18 protein-coding genes are annotated in these 20,449 nt (G+C 60.3%); 4 read left to right on the forward strand and 14 right to left on the reverse strand.

What is annotated here, in order from left to right; genetic code table 11:
- Positions 1-130 precede the first annotated feature (130 nt).
- The 6 genes from R6X40_RS02895 to R6X40_RS02920 form a co-directional block, all read right to left on the reverse strand.
- Positions 131-1,558, reverse strand: coding sequence for a gamma-aminobutyraldehyde dehydrogenase (locus tag R6X40_RS02895; protein ID WP_318410792.1), 1,428 nt, complete (start codon positions 1,556-1,558; stop codon positions 131-133).
- A gap of 75 nt (positions 1,559-1,633) precedes the next feature.
- Positions 1,634-2,449, reverse strand: a complete 816-nt coding sequence (locus tag R6X40_RS02900) for an ABC transporter permease (RefSeq protein ID WP_318410793.1) — start codon at positions 2,447-2,449, stop codon at positions 1,634-1,636.
- On the reverse strand, positions 2,439-3,392 hold the full coding sequence (locus tag R6X40_RS02905; protein ID WP_318410795.1) for an ABC transporter permease: 954 nt from the start codon (positions 3,390-3,392) through the stop codon (positions 2,439-2,441). Before R6X40_RS02905 ends, R6X40_RS02900 begins: the two co-directional genes overlap by 11 nt.
- Positions 3,389-4,387 (reverse strand): ABC transporter ATP-binding protein, encoded by a 999-nt coding sequence (locus tag R6X40_RS02910; RefSeq protein WP_318410797.1) that lies wholly within the window; start codon positions 4,385-4,387, stop codon positions 3,389-3,391. The genes R6X40_RS02905 and R6X40_RS02910 overlap by 4 nt, the downstream gene beginning before the upstream one ends.
- A 155-nt stretch (positions 4,388-4,542) precedes the next feature.
- Complete coding sequence (locus tag R6X40_RS02915) at positions 4,543-5,703, reverse strand: ABC transporter substrate-binding protein (protein ID WP_318410799.1); 1,161 nt, start codon at positions 5,701-5,703, stop codon at positions 4,543-4,545.
- Positions 5,704-5,832: 129 nt separating this feature from the next.
- A complete protein-coding gene (locus R6X40_RS02920) occupies positions 5,833-6,744 on the reverse strand; it encodes a LysR family transcriptional regulator (RefSeq protein ID WP_318410800.1) in 912 nt (303 codons plus the stop codon).
- A gap of 168 nt (positions 6,745-6,912) precedes the next feature.
- Here R6X40_RS02920 and R6X40_RS02925 point away from each other — a divergent pair, with 168 nt between their 5' ends.
- The gene (locus R6X40_RS02925) at positions 6,913-7,836 is read left to right on the forward strand and encodes an alpha/beta hydrolase (RefSeq protein WP_318410802.1); all 924 of its coding nucleotides are present in this window, start codon (positions 6,913-6,915) and stop codon (positions 7,834-7,836) included.
- Here the strand turns inward: R6X40_RS02925 and msrA are convergent, their stop codons facing one another.
- Entirely contained in the window at positions 7,837-8,481 is a 645-nt protein-coding gene (gene msrA, locus R6X40_RS02930; RefSeq protein WP_318411298.1) for a peptide-methionine (S)-S-oxide reductase MsrA, read from the reverse strand.
- 306 nt (positions 8,482-8,787) lie between these two features.
- On the opposite strand from msrA, the gene R6X40_RS02935 reads away from it, so the two are divergent.
- Positions 8,788-9,192, forward strand: a complete 405-nt coding sequence (locus R6X40_RS02935) for an ACT domain-containing protein (protein WP_318410804.1) — start codon at positions 8,788-8,790, stop codon at positions 9,190-9,192.
- Here R6X40_RS02935 and R6X40_RS02940 read toward each other — a convergent pair.
- Positions 9,185-11,185, reverse strand: a complete 2,001-nt coding sequence (locus R6X40_RS02940; protein WP_318411299.1) for a CocE/NonD family hydrolase — start codon at positions 11,183-11,185, stop codon at positions 9,185-9,187. The genes R6X40_RS02935 and R6X40_RS02940 overlap by 8 nt on opposite strands.
- A 25-nt stretch (positions 11,186-11,210) precedes the next feature.
- Entirely contained in the window at positions 11,211-12,800 is a 1,590-nt protein-coding gene (locus R6X40_RS02945; RefSeq protein WP_318410806.1) for an ABC transporter substrate-binding protein, read from the reverse strand.
- A 125-nt stretch (positions 12,801-12,925) separates the two neighbouring features.
- Between R6X40_RS02945 and R6X40_RS02950 the strand changes: the two genes are divergently transcribed.
- Together R6X40_RS02950 and R6X40_RS02955 are read left to right on the forward strand one after the other, a co-directional pair.
- Entirely contained in the window at positions 12,926-13,720 is a 795-nt protein-coding gene (locus tag R6X40_RS02950; protein ID WP_318410807.1) for a helix-turn-helix transcriptional regulator, read from the forward strand.
- Between the two features lie 66 nt (positions 13,721-13,786).
- Positions 13,787-14,128 (forward strand): PAAR domain-containing protein, encoded by a 342-nt coding sequence (locus R6X40_RS02955; protein ID WP_318410809.1) that lies wholly within the window; start codon positions 13,787-13,789, stop codon positions 14,126-14,128.
- Positions 14,129-14,192: 64 nt separating this feature from the next.
- Here the strand turns inward: R6X40_RS02955 and R6X40_RS02960 are convergent, their stop codons facing one another.
- The 5 genes from R6X40_RS02960 to R6X40_RS02980 all read right to left on the reverse strand — a co-directional run bounded on the left by R6X40_RS02960 (position 14,193) and on the right by R6X40_RS02980 (position 20,447).
- Entirely contained in the window at positions 14,193-15,842 is a 1,650-nt protein-coding gene (locus R6X40_RS02960) for an ABC transporter ATP-binding protein (protein WP_318410811.1), read from the reverse strand.
- Positions 15,835-16,662 (reverse strand): ABC transporter permease, encoded by an 828-nt coding sequence (locus tag R6X40_RS02965; protein WP_318410813.1) that lies wholly within the window; start codon positions 16,660-16,662, stop codon positions 15,835-15,837. The genes R6X40_RS02960 and R6X40_RS02965 overlap by 8 nt, the downstream gene beginning before the upstream one ends.
- Positions 16,659-17,765 (reverse strand): ABC transporter permease, encoded by a 1,107-nt coding sequence (locus R6X40_RS02970; RefSeq protein ID WP_318410815.1) that lies wholly within the window; start codon positions 17,763-17,765, stop codon positions 16,659-16,661. Before R6X40_RS02970 ends, R6X40_RS02965 begins: the two co-directional genes overlap by 4 nt.
- The gene (locus tag R6X40_RS02975) at positions 17,765-19,354 is read right to left on the reverse strand and encodes an ABC transporter substrate-binding protein (RefSeq protein ID WP_318410816.1); all 1,590 of its coding nucleotides are present in this window, start codon (positions 19,352-19,354) and stop codon (positions 17,765-17,767) included. The genes R6X40_RS02970 and R6X40_RS02975 overlap by 1 nt, the downstream gene beginning before the upstream one ends.
- A gap of 310 nt (positions 19,355-19,664) precedes the next feature.
- The gene (locus R6X40_RS02980; RefSeq protein ID WP_318410818.1) at positions 19,665-20,447 is read right to left on the reverse strand and encodes a carnitinyl-CoA dehydratase; all 783 of its coding nucleotides are present in this window, start codon (positions 20,445-20,447) and stop codon (positions 19,665-19,667) included.
- Positions 20,448-20,449 lie beyond the last annotated feature (2 nt).

A 20,449-nucleotide genomic window follows, 5' to 3' on the forward strand; every position in this document is an offset into this window, starting at 1 on the left:
GGTATTTTCGCAACATTTCGACAAATCGTCCAGAGTATTCCGTGGTTTACCCAAACGTGCAAAAGCCGCGCTTTTGACGGCGCGGCCTTTGATGCTGTTCCGCAGAGCAGGGCTCTGGCGATATCCACGATTACCCGTGGTTGATCATCACGTGCCTGACGGCGGTGTAGTCCTCCAGCGCATAAATCGACATGTCCTTGCCGTAGCCGGATTGCTTGACGCCGCCGTGGGGCATTTCGTTGGTCAGCATGAAGTGGGTGTTGATCCAGGTGCAGCCATATTGCAGGCGCGACGCCGCCTTCATCGCCTTGGAGATATCCTTGGTCCAGACGGAGGAGGCAAGGCCATAGTCGCTGTCGTTGGCCCAGGCGACGGCCTGATCGTTTTCGGTGAAGCGGGTGACGGAGACGACGGGGCCGAAGACTTCGCGGCGGACGATCTCGTCTTCCTGCGTTGCACCGGCAACCACGGTCGGCTGGAAGAAGAAGCCGTCCTTGCTTCCCGCTGCACCGCCGGTGGTGATCTCGATATGCTTCTGCTCGGTGGCGCGTTCGACGAAGCTTGCCACCCGGTCGCGCTGGCGTTTGGAGATCAGCGGGCCGATCTCGTTTTCGGTATCGTCGGCCAGACTGTACTTGATTGTCGAGACGGCCGAGGTGAGGTCGGCAACCAGCTTTTCGTAGATGCCGTCCTGCGCGTAGATGCGGCAGGCGGCGGTGCAGTCCTGGCCAGCATTGTAGTAGCCGAATGTGCGGATGCCGTTGACGACGGCTTCGAGGTCGGCGTCGTCATAGACGATGACCGGCGCCTTGCCGCCGAGTTCCAGATGGGTGCGCTTGACGGTTTTCGCGGCTGCCTGCAGCACTTTCTTGCCGGTGGCGATATCACCGGTGATCGAGACCATGCCGATCTTTGGATGGTTGATCAGCGTATTGCCGACCGTATCGCCTCGGCCGAGGATGACGTTGACGACGCCTTCAGGCAGGATATCGGCGAGCAGGCGGGCCATCTTCAGTGCCGTCAGCGGCGTCTGTTCGGACGGCTTGAACACGACGGTATTGCCGCCTGCAATCGCCGGGGCCAGCTTCCAGGCCATCATCATCAGCGGATAGTTCCATGGCGCGATCGAGCCAATGATCCCGACCGGATCACGGCGGATCATCGACGTATGGCCGGGCAGGTATTCGCCGGCGACGGTTGCATGAAGGTTGCGGATGGCACCGGCAAAGAAACGCCAGCAATCGACGATGGCAGGCAGTTCGTCATTGCGCACGGCGTTGATGGGCTTGCCACAGTTGAGGGCTTCCAGCGCTGCAAAGGCATCGGCGTCCTTCTCGATCGCATCGGCGATCTTCAGGAGGTAGCCGGAACGTTCGCCGGGCGTCGTCATCGACCAGGTGACGAAGGCTTTCTCGGCAGCATCGACGGCACGCTCGATCTGCGATTGCGAGGCCTCGGCGAGATCGATGATTTTTCCGCCGGTGCGCGGATTGAGGATCAGTTCCTCGGCTTCGGTGCCGGCTTCGAATGTCGATCCGATCAGCAATTGCGTATCCATAGACGTTCTCCCTTGTTTGCTGGCGCCTGTTTTTGTCGGAAAACCGGTGTCCATTTTTCCGAAACAGACGCGGGATTATTTGCCGGCTCCGGCGATCTGGTCGCCGTCGCGCGTGAGGTAATAGGCGGCCAGGATCGGCAGGAAGGTGACAAGTATCACCACCATGGCAACGACATTGGTCACCGGCCGCTGGCGCGGGCGGATCAGTTCTTCCAGCATCCAGATTGGCAATGTCGATTGCTGGCCGCCGGTGAAGGTGGTGACGATGACCTCGTCGAAGGACAAAGCGAAGGCGAGCATGCCACCGGCCAGAAGGGCCGTGCCGATATTCGGCAGGATGATGTGGCGGAAGGTTTGAAAACCGTCGGCGCCGAGATCCATCGAGGCTTCGATCAGCGAACCGGAGACTCGGCGGAAGCGGGCGACGGCATTGTTGTAGACGACGACAATGCAGAAAGTGGCGTGGCCGAGCACGATGGTCCAGAACGAGAAGGGAATATCGGCAAACGAGAAGGCCGAGCGCAGCGCGATGCCGGTGATGATGCCGGGAAGGGCGATTGGCAGGATGACCAGCAGCGAGATGGTCTCGCGGCCGAAGAACCGTGTCTGGCTGACGGCGGCGGCGCAGAGCGTGCCGAGGACGAGTGCAATCGCGGTGGCGATGGTCGCGACCTTCACTGACAGGAAAAGTGCTGCCCAAACATCCGGCCGGTTCCAGGTGACGGCGAACCATTGCAGCGTCAGGCCAGGTGGCGGAAACTGGTAGCTCTTTTCCTCGGTGGTGAAGGCATAGAGGAAGATCAGCAGGATCGGGATGTGCAGGAAGGCGAGGCCACCGATCGCCGCGATTTTCAGGCCGAGCGGAGCGGAGGTGGAGCGGTCAGAGCGCATCGAAGGCTCCCATGCGTTTGGCCATCCAGAGATAGAGGCCCATGATGACGATCGGGACGACGGTGAAGGCCGCAGCCAGCGGGATATTGCCGGCCGTGCCCTGCTGGGCGTAGACGGCCTGGCCGATGAACAGCCGCGACGAGCCGACGATCTGCGGGATGATGTAATCGCCAAGCGTCAGCGAAAAGGTGAAGATCGAACCGGCGACGATGCCGGGCAGCGCCAGCGGAAACAGCACGTATCGAAACGTCTGGCCGGGATTGCCGCCAAGGTCTGACGAGGCCTCGATCAGGTTGCCGGGCACACGTTCCAGTGCTGCCTGGATCGGCAGGATCATGAACGGCATCCAGACGTAGACGAAGACAATGAACGTGCCGGTATAGCTGACCGAGAGCGAATTGCCGCCGATGATCGGGAGTGACAGCCAGGCATCGAGAAGCCACTGCAGATGCAGCTTGGTGAAAGCCCAGGTGAGGATGCCTTCCTTGGCGAGGATCAGCTTCCAGGCATAGATCTTGACGAGATAGCTCGACCAGAGCGGCAGCATGATGCCGAGATAGAACACGGCCTTCCACTTTCCCTTGGCATAACGTGCTGCGTAATAGGCGATCGGAAAGGCGATCATGGCGGAAAAAATCGTGACCACGGCGGCCATCGTCACGGTGCGGACGATGATGTCGAAATTGGCGTCCGAGAGCAGCTGCTTGTAGGTCGCCAGCGTGAACTCGTAATTGATCAGGCCCGAGAAATCATCGATCGAGAAGAAGCTCTGCAGCAGCAGGGCAAACAGCGAGCCGAGATAGATGACGCCGAGCCAGAGCACCGGCGGGCCGAGCAGGATCAGCAGAAGTACATGCGGATGCTTCCACAGGAAATCGGAGATCCGTCCGGACAGTCCCGGCCGGTTCGGCAGCATGGTTGCTTCAGTGGCCAACGCGCTCATGCGACCTCCATCAGGTGAAGATCGTTGCGCGAGAAGGCGAGCTGCACTTCGGCGCCGATATCAGGAACCGGCATGGCGGCGGGGCTGGCGACGATGATTTGTTCGCCGTCGCAATCAACGCTGACACGGTTGGTGGCGCCGAGAAAGCTGCGGGCAGTGACCTTACCCGGTAGCGTCAGCTGCTCGGCCCAGGATGTGCCGATGGCGATGGCTTCCGGGCGCAGGCTGGCGGCTTTCGCGGGAACGCCGAGCCTGGCGCAGGTGGCGCTGGAGAGAACATTGGACGAGCCGACGAAATCGGCGACGAAACGGGTCTGCGGCCGCTTGTAGATATCTTCCGGCGTGCCGAGCTGCTGGATCCTGCCATCGTTGAAGACGGCGATCCGGTCGGCCATTGACAACGCTTCGCCCTGGTCGTGGGTAACGAAGACAAAGGTAATGCCAAGCGATTTCTGCAGGGTCTTCAGCTCCTCCTGCATCTGCTCGCGGAGCTTGAGATCCAGCGCACCAAGCGGCTCGTCGAGCAACAGCACCTTTGGCTTGTTGACGAGCGCGCGGGCGAGCGCCACGCGCTGGCGCTGGCCGCCGGAAAGCTGGCCCGCGCGGCGTTGGCCGTAGCCGGGCAACTTGACCATGGCGAGCGCGTCTTCCGCAGCTTTCCGCCGCTGTTCCTTGCCGACGCCCTTGACCATCAGGCCATAGGCGACATTGTCGAGGATGGAGAGATGCGGGAAGAGGGCATAGTCTTGAAACACCGTGTTGACGCTGCGGCGATAGGGAGGCACACCCTCCGCTGTCTCACCAAAAATCTCGATATGACCGCCGGTCGGCTGCTCGAATCCTGCCATCAGACGCAAGCATGTGGTCTTGCCGGAGCCGGAGGGGCCAAGCATGGCGAAGAACTCACCGGCTGCGATTTCAAGATCGACCGCATCGACGGCTTTGACGGTGCCGAAATGGCGGGACACGTTTTCGAACAGGACGGCGGCGGTCATGGGGACTCCGGAAATTTAAAAGTACCGGCCCCTCATCCGGCCTGTCGGCCACCTTCTCCCCGTAAACGGGGCTGGCGGCAGGCTCAATCATTCCCTCTCCCTGTTTACGGGGAGAGGGCTAGGGTGAGGGGCATTGCGATAGAGTGTGTGGTGGCTCAACGTCCGCCGATCACGCCGATATAGTCGGAGACCCAGCGGTGGTAGGGGACGCACTCAGTTTCGCTGGCGCATTTCGAAGTCGGGGTTCTCCAGAACTTGACCTTGTCGAAATCATCGTAGCCGTTGGCCTTGCAGCCACCGTCGGTCAAAAGTTCATTGCCCTTGCAGGCAGCACCGACCGAAGGATTGGCGCCGAACCAGGCGGAGACGTCGCCCTGGACCTTGGGCGACAGCGAGTGTTCCATCCACATATAGGCGCAGTTCGGATGGGCGCTCTCGGCATGCAGCATGGTGGTGTCAGCCCAGCCGGTGACGCCTTCTTCCGGAATGGTCGAAGCGATCGGCAGCTTTTCCGACTGCATTAGGTTGACCTGGAACGGCCAGGACCCGGAGGCAACGACGCCTTCGTTCTTGAAATCGTCGATCTGGATCATCGCGTCATGCCAGTAGCGGCTGGCGAGCGTGCGCTGGACGCGCAGCACGTCAAGCGCTGCCTTGTACTGGTCTTCGTTAAGCTCGTAGGGGTCCTTGATACCGAGTTCCTTGTTGTGGAACATCAGGTGGTTGGCGGCATCGGCCACATGGATCGGGCCATCATAGGCCTGGACGCGGCCCTTGTTCGACTTGCCATCCGGCAGGGTCATTTCCTTGAAGACGACGTCCCAGCTCTTCGGCGCTTCGCCCTTGAAGGCTTCGGTGTTGTACATCAGAACGTTCGGACCCCAGACGTAGGGGACGCCGTAATGCACGCCGTTGACGGTGTACCAGGGGGACGACTGCATGCGCGCGTCGACGGTCTTGAAGCTCGGGATCAGGTCGGTGTTGATCGGCTGGACACGTTTGCCGGCGACGAGGCGGAGCGAGGCGTCGCCAGATGCCGTCACGAGGTCGAAGCCGCCTTCGTTCATCAAGGCGACCATTTCATCGGAGGTTGCAGCAGTCTTGACGCTGACCTTGCAGCCGGTTTCCTTCTCAAACGATGTAACCCAGTCATAGGCCTTGTCGGTCTCGCCGCGCTCGATATAGCCGGCCCATGCGACGATCGACAGTTCGCCTTCACCCTTGCCGAGTGCCTTCAGCGGTTCGGCTGCGAAAGCATGGGTGGCGAAAGCGAGCGAAAGGGTGAGCGCGGTGCAGGATTTCAGAATCTGCTTCATCTTCAGTCTCCCATTTTGGTGTCCGAATTTTTCGGTCTTGTTCCCAAAACGAAAGGTGCCTCGATTTTGCCGCTTTCGCAAATCCATTAATCAGAATGGCGCTATCGGTTTTTCCGATATCAGAAGGTTTTAACGGGCGCGTCCGCTCCTGAGCGCCTCGGCCACACCGATGAAATCCTTGGCCGATTGCGGTAGGCCCGATCCCTTGCGCCAGACTAAGCCGACCTGAACGACCGGCAGGGCGCCGGAAACATCGCGGCTTTCGATGCGGTCGCCTTCCAGCGACCAGGGCCGGTAGACCAGATCGGGCAACAGCGCGATGCCGGCGCCGGTGGCGACCAGGCTGCGTACCGCTTCCACTGAACGTGTGCGGAAGGCGACATGCGGGCGGGCACCGAGCGCGGTCAACAGCTTGCCGGTATTTTCCTCGATTTCATCGACCGTCAACATAATAAGCGGCTCCTTGGCGATATCGGCAACCGAGATGATATCGGCGGAGACCAACGGATGACCGAGCGGCAACCAGAGGCGGTAGGGCGATGTCTGGATGATTTCGGCCTGCAGCGCCATGCGGTCGCGCAGGTTGGAGATGACCATGACGGCGACATCGAGTTCGCCGCCGATCAACAGGTGCTCCAGATAGGAACCATTGTCTTCGATGGCACTCACGTCGACGCCAGGGCAGGCGCGGCGATAGCGGGAGAGAAGGTCCGAGAGCACATAACCGGCGACCAGCGACGTCACCCCGAGATTGAGCTTGCCACCGGTGCGCTCCTCCCGCTCCTGCGAAAACGACCGGCGGGCATCGGAAACCCCGGCCAGAATTTTGGTCGCATGGCGCAGGAACTGGTGGCCATTATGGGTGATATGCAGCCCGCGCGGATGTCGCTCGAACAGCTCGACGCCCAGATCGGTTTCCAGCTCCTTGACGGCTTCGGTGATCGAGGATTGCGAGATCGACAGGTTCTGCGCCGCGCGGGTAACGGACCCCTGTTCGGCGACGGCGATGAAATACTGGAGCTGACGGAGCGTGAAGGCCATGGCCTAGCTAACACGGCGAAGTGGGGGGATGGCAAGATGCCGGAAGGTGTGCTGTCAACACGTATCCGCAGTCAGTGCCCGTGTGGGAAGCGTTACTGTATGCCGGTTTTCGGATAGTGCTGAGAGATGAATTTGATAGGCTTACCGTACTGGATGCAGAAACAGCTTATGGATTCGATTTTGTCAAAACCAATCCCCACCGAACCCGGTATTCTCGCCTTTCACAAACGCTGCGAGGACTTCTATCCGGCCGACGCTGTCGATGCGCCGATTGAGCAGCAGCGCGCCTGGTATGATGCACTTTGCGCGGAGTTCGATGCGCCGTCACCGGCCGGGTTGGTGCGGCAGGATGAAACGGTTGGCGGCCGTATTCCGGTGCGCCGATATCAGCCCGTCGCGATCGTCACGCAAACGCGAATTTTCTATATCCATGGCGGCGGCTTTGTTGTCGGATCGTTGCAGAGTCATGATGCCATCTGCGCCGAGATCGCGCATGCTTCAAAGGCTGAACTTGTGTCCGTCGATTACCGGCTGGCGCCGGAGCACGTCTGGCCGGCGGCATTTGACGATTGTTTCGAGGTGCTGAGTTTTCTGCTTGCCGATGGCCGGCCGCTGGTGGTTGTGGGTGACAGTGCGGGCGGCAATCTGGCGGCGGGTATGGTGCTGAAAGCCAGGGCAGAGGCATTGAGCGGTATTGTTGGGCAGGTACTGATCTATCCGGGGCTGGGCGGCGATCTGGTTTCCGGTTCCTATGTCGAAATGGCTGAGGCACCGGGCTTGACGACAGCAGATGTCGCCTATTACCGCGATGTTCTGAAAGTACCGGCAGACAACGCCTTTGCCCATCCCTTGAAAGCGGCCGCTTTTTCCGGCTTCCCGCCGGCCTATATCACATCTGCGCATTTCGATCCGTTGCGGGATGATGCGGCCCTTTATGCCCAGCGGCTGATCGCTGCGGGTGTCAATGTCACCTATCGAGACGAACCGCAGATGATTCACGCGTGGCTGCGCGCCCGTCACATGAGTGAGGGCGCGCGCGACGGTTTTGTGCATCTGTGCCGCGGTGTCAGCGGTCTTGTCGGGACGCTCTGATCAGCCCTTGGCCTTCAAAACCAGAACCGGATTGGCGCTGAATTCTGCCGGGAAGAGCGCCTTCAGGTTCTCGATCTTCGGCATGTCGTTATAGACAATATAGGGGTAGGTGGGATTGAGCGTCAGGAAGTCCTGGTGATATTCCTCGGCCGGATAGAACGCGCTCATGTCGGACACCTTGGTGACGACAGGCTCGCCATAGACCTTAGCCTTGTCGAGCTGGGCGATATAGCTTTGGGCGATCTTCTTCTGTTCGCTGTTGGTCGTAAAGATTTCCGAGCGATATTGCGTGCCGTGATCCGGCCCCTGATAATTCAGCTGTGTCGGATTGTGCGCAACCGAAAAATAGATTTGCAGCAGCTGGCCGTAGGTGACCATCTTCGGATTGTAGGTGACTTCGACGGCCTCGGCATGGCCTGTGTCTCCACCGCTGACAGTTTCGTAGATGGCGGTATCCTTGGCGCCGCCGGAATAGCCGGAGACGGCGTTCTTGACGCCCTTCACATGCTGGAACACGCCCTGCACACCCCAGAAGCAGCCGCCAGCGAATACGGCCTTTTCGGTGGTTGCGGCAGCTGCCTCATCAATGGCTGGCGGCGGAATGACGACGGCGTCTTCGGCTGCATTGCTGAAGGTCGAGGACATTGTAAACACCGCAGCGGCGATTGCCGTCACGCCGGCCAGTCCAAAAATGAGCGGGCGTTTGGTCGCTTGCGAAATACTGTCTTTTCCGAGCTGCGGCATGGTAATCCTCCTTCGATGGTCTGGTGACACAGGCAGGGCGACCGGCTGGCGATTGCAGCGATATGCGGCCTTGCTTTAGGAGCAAACAGTGGCCAACAGAGGCAGGCTGGTCAAATCGCAAATGCGTGCGTAACGCCAAAGTGACAGACCGCAGACAGGGATACACATCCGTGTGATCCGGCAGGGACTTAAGGCATGGAGATGGAAATGACCGGCATCACCGATCTCGGAACGCTCTTGCGCGATATGCGACCGGACTTGCGTCCGGGTGATTACGTCTATTGCAGCGTGCCGGCACAGGAGACTGGATGGTGGTCGCTGGAGCCCATTGGTTTCTTTCGCGAGGATGAGGGCCTGACCCTGATTGTCGAAAAGACGGCGGCCGACAAAGCCGGTCTGGCCTATGGTCCGGTCATGCGTTGCATTACGTTGACCGTGCATTCGGCGCTTGAAGCCGTGGGGCTGACGGCGGCGGTGGCTGTGGCGCTGACGCGGCATGGCATCAGTGCCAATGTGGTCGCGGCCTATCACCACGACCACATTTTCGTGCCTGCAAAGGATGCGGAGCGGGCGCTCGCGGCCCTGGCAGAGGCCGCGCCCGTTCTCACATGAAGTCGCGGGGCACGCGCGTTTCGAAGGTTTTTTCGAAGATCTGCGTTTCTCCTTCGAAAGCGGTCACGGAGGCTGACGTCAACCACTCGGTCGCCGTGCAGGCGATCCGCGAGACCGAAACGGTTTTCACCGACCAACCCTCACGCTTGATTGAGCAAGTCCATGTGGAGACACCGGTCATCGACAACGGATCGTCTGCCGCGATGCTCCAGGTCTCGTCGCGGATATCGCCGGTGATCAAGCCGGTATCGGGGTGTTCGCTCAGGCCGCCATCCTCGTAGATGTGATAGTGGGTTTTTCCCGTCGTCATGTCGCGCTCGACCCGGCGGCTGGTCTTGCCTTCCTGCCGTTCGATGTATTTTGGCAGCGGATCCGGATTTTCCGGCTCCGGCATGGCGATCGTCCGGTGTTCGCCGAGTTTTGGCAGAGCAAGGCCGAGGGTTGCCAGGTCGAATGTCAGGCCCGGGTCTGATGGGGCGGGCAGCACCATTGGCCAGTAGGCGGTTGAGAGCGACAACCGGATACGGTGGCCAGTGCCAAAACGGTAGCCGCAGGCGTCCAGAACCAGCTGCACCCTTGTCTTTTTGCCCTTTTCCATCGGTTTCGGTTCGGCATTGCCATCGCGGTGGGCGAGGTTCAGCACGCCGAAGGTGACGCGGGTCGCTGTGCCATCCGGATGGATATCGACAACGCGGGCAACGAGATTGGCCCAATCGGCATCACAGGTAAGCTCGACGGTCAGCACCGGCTGGCCGAGATAATCGAGAGCGTGTGTTAGCGGCGCTGTTTCGAAGGTGAGTGACCCGGCATCGTCGACGCGTTGGTCACCGGCCATCTCGGCATCGGGCTTCAGGGTGAACCATTCGCCGGAAGCCGTCCCGGTATCGAGCGGTGACTTCAGGTAGACGTTGTGGTCATGGGCTCCGGCAATCGGCATGCCGTCATTAAGGCTGCCGAACTGATCGACGTAGAACGTCTGCATTTCCGGCGGCCGCCACTCGTCCTTTGCCACCCAGAAGCCGGGCTCGACATTGCGGCGCAGCGCAGGCTTAGGGCCATCGAGGATGAAGGCGCGCATCTGCGGCAATGCCTCGACGCCGGTCTGCTCGTCGCGCAGCCAGTGGTTCCACCAGGCAATCGCCTCGCCGTGGAAATCGGCGCGCGGTTTTGGCCAGGCGAAATGCGGGTATTTGTGCACCCAGGGGCCGATCATGGCCTTGACCTTGTCACCAAGACCTTCGGCTGCCTTCATCGGCGTGTTGCGATAGCCGTCAGCCCAACCGGCAATGACCATGGCTGGGATCGGAAAGCCGCCGAAATCCTCGCAGATCGAGCCATGTTCCCAGAACGCGTCACGGCGCTGGTGCTGGAGCCATTCCTCCATGAAATAGGGCTCGTTCTCCAGCCGCTCCAGCCACATGTCCTTCCATTTGTCGCCAACCAGTGCTGGATCGGGAGACCGCGACTGGTAGGCCAGCATGGTCGCAGCCCAGGAGAGCTGGGCCGAGAGATGCGTACCGTTCTTGTAGTGGATGTCATCGTTGTAGCGATCGACCGTCGAGGCGATCGAGATGACGGCCTTCAACGCCGGCGGCTTGAGGGCTGCGACCTGCAGGCAGTTGAAGCCGCCCCAGGAAATACCCATCATGCCGACATTGCCGTTCGACCAGGGCTGGGCGGCGATCCAGGCGATCACCTCGCAGCCGTCTGCCAGTTCGCGCGGCGTATATTCGCCGTCGATGACGCCGTCGCTTTCGCCTGAGCCACGGATGTCAACGCGTACGCCGGCAATGCCGGCGGCCGCAAAGACCGGGTAGGTGGATTCGTCACGGGCATTGGTGCCGCCGCGCTTGCGATAGGGCAGGTATTCGAGCACCGCCGGAACGGGGGTGGCGCTAGCACCATCCGGCATCCAGATGCGGGCGGAAAGCCGTGTGCCGTCAGCGAGAATGATCCACTCGTTCTCGATCAGGGTAAAGCTGCGTTTGGACATGCTATCCATTTCTGTCATTCCGCTTTCAATTGTCGAACCAGACGCGGCTTGCCACGTATCCGTTCGAAAGGTCATTGCCGATATCGTGGACAAAGCCCTTCAGCGATGCCGAGGCCGCGTTCACATAGTCGTTGAAGACCGGCAGGATAAGGCCGCCTTCGTCCCGCACCGTCAGCGCCATTGTGCGGTAGAGTTCCTTGCGTTTGGTCTCGTCGAGTTCGGAGCGGGCCTGAAGCAGGATCTTGTCGAAGTCATCACGCTTGAAGCGCGTGTCATTCCATTCCGCAGTCGAAAGATAAGAGGTCGAATAGCGCGAATCCTGCGTCGGGCGGCCGCCCCAATAGGATGCGCAGAACGGCTGGACGTTCCAGACATTGGTCCAGTAGCCGTCTTCCGGCTCGCGCTGGACTTCAATCTGAATACCGGCCTTGCTGGCGCTTTCCTGAAAGAGCACGGCGGCATCGACGGCGCCGGCAAAGGCAGCGTCGGAGGTGCGCAGCGGGATCGGCCGGTCATGGCCGGATTTCTTGTAATGAAACGCCGCCTTGTCCGGATCATAGGCGCGCTGTTCGATGCCCTCTGGCGCCAAAGCGTAGTTCTCGTTGACCGGATAGTCATTGCCGATTTTGCCGTAGCCGCCAAGAATGCGGTCAAGGATAGCCTGGCGGTCGATGGCGTATTTCAGCGCCAGCCGCAGGTCGTTGTTGTCGAAGGGCGCGGTGTCGCAATGCATCAGGAAGCTGTAGAATCCCTTGCCTGCGGTCTTGAGGATTTCGACCTTCGGCGCGCGCTTGAGCATCGGAACCGTCTTCGGATCGATATTATTGATGAAATGCACCTGGCCGGAGGCCAGCGCCGCGACGCGCGCGGTGTTGTCGTTCATCACGATGATCTCGACACTCTCGACGAAACCACGATCGGAGCGCCAGTCGGCGGTGTTTTTTTCGAAAGTCGAGCGCAGGCCGGCCTCATAGCTTGTGAGCTTGTAGGGACCGGTGCCGATGGTCGAGGTCGGATCGCTGACACCGCCGCCCGGCTGGATAATCAGGTGGTAATCGGTCAGGATCAGCGGCAGATCAGCATTGCCTTCGGTGAGCGTCAGGACGAGTTCGCCCGCCTTGTCCTCGATCGTCTTGACCGAGCGCATCAGGCCAAGCGCACCGGACTTGGAGCCTTCGTCTGCATGACGCTTCAGTGTGGCGATCACATCGGTGATCGTTAGCGGGCTGCCATCGTGGAACGTCACGCCGCTGCGCAGCTTGAATGTCCAGACCGATGCATCGGGCGAGGGGGTCCAGGATTCGGCAAGGGAAGGGAGGGCAGCACCCGTCGCAGGGTCGGACTCAACCAGCGTATCGCCCCAGAGATGGCCGATGGTGAACAGGACGGAGCCGCTATAGGTGGCCGGGTCGAGCGAATCTGTTGTGGCACCGCCCTTGAGACCAAGCTTGAGGTGGCCGCCGCGCTTGGGCTCTTCCGCACGGGCTTTGCCTGCGATCAACGTACCGGAGAAACCGGCGGCAAGACCGAGGGCGACCGTACCGCCAAGGAAGGTTCGGCGATTGACCTCGCCACTGGTCATCATATTGTCCGGCCCCTTGGTGAAATCACGCATTTGCTGTTCCCTTTATTGCTGGTTTTCAGGAGGAAACGTAGCGGTAAACGCGATTGACACAATTTCGCGACTTGACGCTGATTTAAGCGACTTTACGCTGTATAAAATTGCCAAGGAAACCACCCGTGTCCGACAATGAGACTTTTACCGAAAATCTGCGGTTCGCCTGCGCCACGCGGCCGTCCATTTCGCAGATTTGCCGCGAGATCGGCATCAATCGCCAGCAGTTCAACCGGTATATTTCAGGCGAGGCCCGGCCGTCTGCATATAACCTTGCTCGTATCGCTGCATTCTTCGGTGTGGGGTCCCAGGACTTCTCTCTGGCCACGTCAGTCTTCCAGACGCGCATGACGCGGCCGGATCAACGCCGGGTCGATAGCGGACAGCTGCTGGAAGGCCTTCCGGGAGATCTGCAGTCGCTCCGCCGGCATCTGGGTTATTTCCAGACCTACCATTTCTCACCGTCATGGCCGGGACTGATTGTCTGTTCCTGCGCCCGGCTTCTTGAGGAAAACGGCTCGGTGCATGTCAAATCGATCGAGCGCATTCGTGATGCGGCCCACGAAATCAGGCAGTATTCGAAATATATCGGGCTGGCGGCCTTCCTGCGCAATCGCATTTTCATTACCGAGCGGAGCGTCAGCCGGCAGCCGATGATGTCGCAGACGATCCTCATCCCGTTCGAGGTTCACCAGCGTGTCTATCTGCGCGGCGTCACCATGGGCGTATCCTGGCGCAAGGAAAACCTGCCTTATGCCTCGCGTGTCATCTGGCGGCATCTCGGCACCAATCCGGACAAGCGGCAGGTTCTGTCGCGTTGCGGCGTGTTGCCGGAAAACTCGCGGCAATTGCCGGCGACGGTGCGTGGCTACCTCGAAGCGCCGTCGTCCGGCATCCTGTCCGTCCCGGAAAATTTCTGAGCGGCCCGTCGCACTATCGTCCGTTTCGTCATAGGATTTGAGTAACGCAAGCGCGAGGGTGTGAGGATGTTGAAGGTTGTTATTGCTGGATTGGCGCTGCTTGGTCTTTGTGCCTGGCCAGTTCTTGCCGAAGATGCCGCCCCTTCGCCGCTTGCCGGTTGCGCGCTGTCCGGTGCGTCGAGTGTCTTCATCGGCGGTGCGCCGGCATTGAGGCTGTCGGATGTCGTCAATTGCCCGGCCGATCTCTATGAAATCGTGCCAGGCATCATGATCGAGGGGCAGCCGCTGGTTCGGGTGCGGTCCGGATCATCTGCAAAAGCCGACTGCGCCACCAAGGGCGAAACGACGGTCACGGCAAACGATCAGCCGATGCAGCGGCTCGGCGATGTGAGCTGCACGGCCAAGTGAGCGGCCGACGCTGAAGGGCATTCCTTCCCTTCAGCGGTGTGCGAAGGGAAGGTTTTTCGTTTGATCAGTTACCGGCGCTTTCCATCCGGCGGGTCTTCAGGACTTTTTCCAGCCAGCCGATCTCCATCTCCGGAACCGACTTCAAGAGCAGGTCGGTATAGTCGTCGAAGGGTGGCGAGAGCACTTTGGATTTTGGCCCGAAGCGCACCAACTTGCCCCGGTGCATGACTGCAACGGAGTCTGCGATAGCGCGGACGATAGCGATGTCGTGGGTAATAAAGACATAGGAAACAGCGGTTTCCTCCTGAAGTCTCAGAAGAAGATTCAGGATGCCTTCGGCCACCAGCGGATCGAGCGCCGAGGTTGGTTCATCGCAAAGGATCAGTTCCGGCTTGGCCGCCAGCGCTCTGGCGATTGCCACGCGCTGCTTTTGGCCACCCGATAGTTCTGCCGGGTAGCGGTCGAGGAAACGGTCGCCCATCTCGATCTGGTCGAGCAGCTGCTTGACCCGCTCCGTCTTCTTGGCGCCATGCAGGCCATAGTAGAACGAGATCGGACGGCCGATGATATCGCGCACCGTCTGGCGCGGGTTCATCGCCGTGTCCGCCATCTGGTAGATCATCTGCACACGGCGTAGCTCTTCCTTGGTGCGCGAGCGCAGCGCCTTTGGAAGCTCCTTGCCGTCGAAGGTGATCCTGCCTTCAGACGGCGGCAGAAGGCCGGTGATAACGCGGGCCAGTGTCGATTTGCCGGAGCCGCTTTCGCCGACGATCGCCAGCGTCTGGCCTTTCGGCAGATGCATGGAAACATCGTGCAGGACTTTGAAGCCATTGGCGTAACCGGCGCTGATATGCTCGATCTTCAAAAGCGTGTTGCTCTGGTCCCGGGCTTCCTCGCGCTTTGTCTGGCGAACGCTGACGAGCGCGCGGGTATAGTCTTCCCTTGGCGCTTCGATGATCTGCTGCGTCGTTCCATATTCCACCGTCTTGCCATGGCGCAGCACCATGATGTCGTCGGAGATCTGGGCGACGACGGCGAGGTCGTGGGTGATGTAGAGCGCGGCCGTATGCGTCTCCTCGATGGCATGCTTGATCGCCGCCAAAACGTCGATCTGGGTGGTGACATCGAGTGCTGTCGTCGGTTCATCGAAGACGATCAGTTCCGGATTGGGGCAGAGCGCCATCGCGGTCATGGCGCGCTGCAGCTGGCCGCCGGAGACCTGGTGCGGGTAGCGGTTGCCGAACGTTTCCGGGTTGGGAAGGCCGAGCACCTGGAAGAGATAGAGTGCTCGTTTTTCTGCTTCGGGCCGGGTCATGATCTTGTGGCGCAGCGCCGCCTCGATCACCTGCTCGCCGAGCTTGTGTGCCGGGTTGAAGGCCGCTGCTGCCGACTGGGCGACATAGCAGACCTTGCAGCCGCGAATGGTGCGGACACCGTCGCGGCCAAGCGTCAGGATATCCTTGCCGTTGAGCAGGACCTGACCACCGGTGATGGCAGCACCGCCGCGGCCATAGGCGAGGGCGGCGAGGCCGATGGTGGATTTGCCGGCGCCGCTTTCGCCGATCAGGCCGAGGACCTTGCCCTTCTGAACGTCGAAGGAGACATTTTCGACCAGGGTCACCGTTTTTGGTGCTTCACCGGGCGGATAGCTGGTGGCTTCGATCTTCAGATTCTTGACGGACAGCAGGTCTTTGTTATGCAAAGATTCAGGCATCGCCACGCCCTCCCTTGAGGCTCGAGGTACGCTTCATCAGCCAGTCGACGACGAGGTTGACGCAGATGGCGAGGCCAGCAATCGCTCCGCCGGGGATCAAGGCCGCCGAGATGCCGAAGATGATACCGTCCTTGTTGTCCTTGACCATGCCGCCCCAGTCGGCGGCCGGCGGCTGGATGCCGAGGCCGAGGAAGGAGAGGGTGGAGAGGAACAGGATCGAGAAGGCGAAACGCAGGCCGAATTCGGCCAGCAGCGGCGAGAGGGTATTCGGCAGGATTTCCCGGAAGATGATCCAGCGTGTGCCTTCGCCGCGCAGACGTGCCGCCTCGACGAATTCCATCACTGCAACATCGAGCGCCACGGCGCGGCCGATGCGGAAGACGCGGGTACTGTCAAGAACTGCCATGACCAGGATCAAGATCCACAGTTGCTGCGGCAACACGGCAAGCACGACCAGCGCGAAGATCAGGGTCGGGATCGCCATCATCAGGTCGTTGAAGCGGGAGAACAGCTGATCGATGAGACCACCGGTCACCGCCGCCGTGAACGACAGGAGCATGCCAAGCGAAAAAGAGATGACCGTCGCGGCAAGCGCCACGAAGATCGTCGTTCTCGATCCGTAGATCAGGCGGGAGAGCAGGTCACGGCCGAGATTGTCGGTGCCGAGCAGGAAGTCGCCACCCATCGGCAGCCAGATATCACCGACGACATCGCGTTCGCCAAAAGGTGCGATCCAGGGCGCGAAGATGGCGCAGAACAGGGCCACGGAGATGCCGATGATGCCGACCCAGGCGCTGAGGGGAATGGAGCTTAATCTCATCGTGGGTGCCTCAATCTCGGATTGGCGAGGATGGCGAGAATATCCGCGGCCATGTTGAGGAAAATGTAGAAGGCGGCGAAGATCAGGCCGCAGGCCTGCACCACCGGCATGTCGCGCACCGTGACCGCATCGACCATGTACTGGCCCATGCCCGGATAGACGAACACCACTTCCACGACGACGACGCCGACCACGAGATAGGCAAGGTTGAGCGCGATAACGTTGATAACCGGAGCGACGGCGTTGGGAGCGGCGTGCCGGGCAATGATCCGGAAAGCGCCAAGGCCCTTCAGTTCCGCCGTCTCGACATAGGCAGACGACATGACGTTGAGGATGGCGGCGCGTGTCATGCGCATCATATGGGCAAGAACGACCAGCACCAGCGTCGCCACCGGCAGCGCGATGGCCGAGAGCCGTTCGCCAAAGCTCATTCCGTCATAGACGGTGGACGGGAAGGTTGCCACGCCCATCTGAACGGCAAAGAACAGGATCAGGAGATAGCCGACAAAGAACTCGGGAAGCGAGATTGCAGCCAATGAGACGACGTTGATGATCTTGTCCGGCAAGCGGTTTCGGTACTGCACGGCCAGCATGCCCAGCCCAACCGCCAGCGGTATGGAAATGATCGCTGCGAAGAAAGCGAGGAACAGGGAGTTTCCAAGCCGCTTGCTGATCTGTTCGCTGACAGAGTTCTTGCTGGCCCAGGATTTTCCGAAGTCGCCCTTCACCGCACCGCCAAGCCAGCTGAGGTAGCGCTCGGTAACCGGCTTGTCGAGGCCGAGATCCTTGCGGATGTTGTCAACCGCCTGTGGGGTTGCCGACTGGCCGAGATAGGTGGTGGCGAAATCGCCCGGCAAGGCTTCCACGCCGCCGAAGATCATCAGCGACACGGCAAAAAGAAGACCAACGCTCAAACCGAGGCGCTGAATGATGAGAGCCGCCAAAGGACGGCGCAGGGTGAAACGGCGCCAGAATGTTCCGGCGGCGACGCCCGCATCAGGTGTCACCATCGCTCCGGAAACGGGGGTGGACTGCGAGAGGCTTTCGCCTCCCGCAGCCGGACCCGTCGCATGCGCCGGATCCATGATCGGTCCACCCGCCATCAGGCGTCGAGCCAGACGCGGGTTGCGACGAAGCCGTTTGACATGTCGTTGCCGACGTCCTTGACGTAGCCCTTCACCTGCTTGGTGCTGGCATTCACGAAGTCGTTGAACATTGGCAGGATAACGCCGCCTTCATCGCGGACCATGGTCGCCATCGCCGTGTAGAGTTCCTTGCGCTTGTTATCATCGAGTTCGGAGCGGGCTTCAAGCAGCACCTTGTCGAAATCAGGACGTTTGAACCGGGTGTCGTTCCAGTCTGCCGTCGAGAGGTAAGCGGTGGAGTACATCAGGTCCTGGGTCGGACGGCCGCCCCAATAGGATGTCGAGAAAGGCTGCACGTTCCAGACGTTGGTCCAGTAACCATCGCCCGGCTCGCGCTTGACCTCGATGTTGATGCCGGCCTTCTTGGCGCTTTCCTGATAAAGCACGGCCGCATCGACGGCGCCCGGGAAGGCGACGTCCGACGTGCGCAGCAGGACCGAGCCGTCATGGCCGGATTTCTTGTAGTGGAAGGCCGCCTTGTCCGGATCGTAGGCGCGCTGTTCGATGCTGTCAGGGAACAGGGCATATGTCGAGTTGATCGGGAAATCGTTGCCGACCTTGCCGTAGCCGCCGAGGATCTTGTCAACCATCGTCTCGCGGTCCATCGCGTATTTCAAGGCAAGACGCAGGTCGTTGTTGTCGAAGGGGGCTGTGTTGCAATGCATGATGAACACGTAGTGGCCACGGCCCGAGGTCGAAAGGATCTCGACATTCGGCGCACGCTTCAGCATGCCGACTGTCTTTGGATCGACGCGGTTGATGAAGTGCACCTGACCAGATGACAGCGCAGCCATGCGGGCGGTCGCGTCGTTCATGACGATGATTTCGACCGAGTCGACGAAGCCGCGATCGGTGCGCCAATATTCCGGGAATTTCTCGTAGGTGGCGCGGACGCCCGGTTCCCAGCTGGTCATTTTGTAAGGACCGGTGCCGATGGCAGCATTCGGATCGTCGAGACCGCCGTTCGGCTGGATGACGAGATGGTAGGCGCTCAGCAGCAGCGGCATGTCGGCGTTGCCTTCGTTCAAGGTCACCACCAGATTGCCGCCGTCTGCCTTGATTTCCTTGATCGACTTCATGACGCCAAGGGCGCCGGATTCCGACTTTTCGTCGGAATGCCGCTTCAGCGTCGCGACAACGTCATCGACGGTCAGGTCCTTGCCGTTGTGGAACTTGACGCCGCTGCGGATCTTGAAGGTCCAGGTGACGGCGTCTTTCGACGGTTCCCAGGATTCGGCCAGCGACGGCACCGGCGCACCCGTAAACGGGTCGGATTCGACGAGCAGGTCGCCCCAGTTATGGCTGGACACAAAGGTGACCTGCGACAGATTCTTGCCCGGATCCTTACTGTCGGTAGCCGAGCCACCTTCGAGGCCGAGCTTCAGGTGACCGCCCTTCTTGGGCTCCTGTGCCTCGGCGCTTGAGGCGAACAACGTGCTTGCGCTGGAAAGTGCCACGCCAGCGGCCACGGTGCGGCCGATGAATTCACGGCGGTTCATCTTGCCCAGCATGACCTGATTGGCGAGGTAGTTTTTGTAATCGCTCATTCCCCTGTTCCCTTTGCTGATGGCTTTTCGCCGTTTTTCGTTATTGTTTTTCGGTCTTTGCCGACCGGGTTGTTTCTAGAATGCATGCCCGAGGGCAGCTATGCCAGTCACTTTTGCGGATTGGTCTGCCGCGATCAAAAGCCTTTCCAAAATAGGGCGTTCCGTTGCCAAAATACCCGTTAAAATCAATGGTATCGCCTCAGTAGTTCTCTGTATTCATATAAAAATTCTGTAGTTATCATAAGGCAGGCTTATGATAGTCCGGCCTAAGCCGCCTGCTTTTTCCCTGTCGGTAAAGGCTTCCCGGCCGTTATTTTCCCTTCCATACAGGATCGCGTTTTTCCGAAAATGCCCGTGCACCTTCCAACTGGTCTTCGCTCGAATAGAGGATGTCGACCGTCTTGAACTGGCGCTTGGTGATCTTGTTCATCGTCGTCTGGAAGTCTTCGCCTTCGGCAGCGCGAACCACTTCCTTGATCGCGGCATAGACGAGCGGCGGGCCGCTTTCGAGCAGGCGGGCGAGTTCCCAGGCGCGCTCCATCAGCTTGTCTGCCGGCAGGATTTCGTTGACGAAGCCCCAGCGGTGAGCCTCGGTCACATCCAGCCAGCGCCCCGTGAACAGCATGTCCATGGCGATATGGTAGGGGATGCGTTTCGGTAGCTTGATCGAGGCCGCGTCAGCAACGGTTCCCGAGCGGATTTCCGGTAGTGCGAAGGTCGCGTGCTCGGCGGCCAGGATCATGTCGGTCGATAGCGCGATTTCGAGGCCACCACCGCAGCAGATGCCGTTGATGGCAGCGATGACCGGCTTGTTGAGGTCGCGCAGTTCCTGCATGCCGCCGAAGCCGCCAATGCCATAGTCGCCATCGACGGCGTCACCGCTTGCTGCGGCCTTCAGATCCCATCCTGGACAGAAGAATTTTTCACCGGCACCGGTGATGATGGCCACACGCAAGGTTTCGTCGTCGCGAAAACTGGCAAAGATTTCGCCCATGATGCGGCTGGTCACCAGATCGATCGCGTTGGCCTTCGGCCGATCGATGGTGACTTCGAGAATGCCGCCTTCGCGGCGTGTTCTGATGGGTCCGGTCATAG

The organism is Rhizobium sp. PL01, assembly GCF_033447125.1.
Lineage (GTDB): Bacteria > Pseudomonadota > Alphaproteobacteria > Rhizobiales > Rhizobiaceae > Pararhizobium.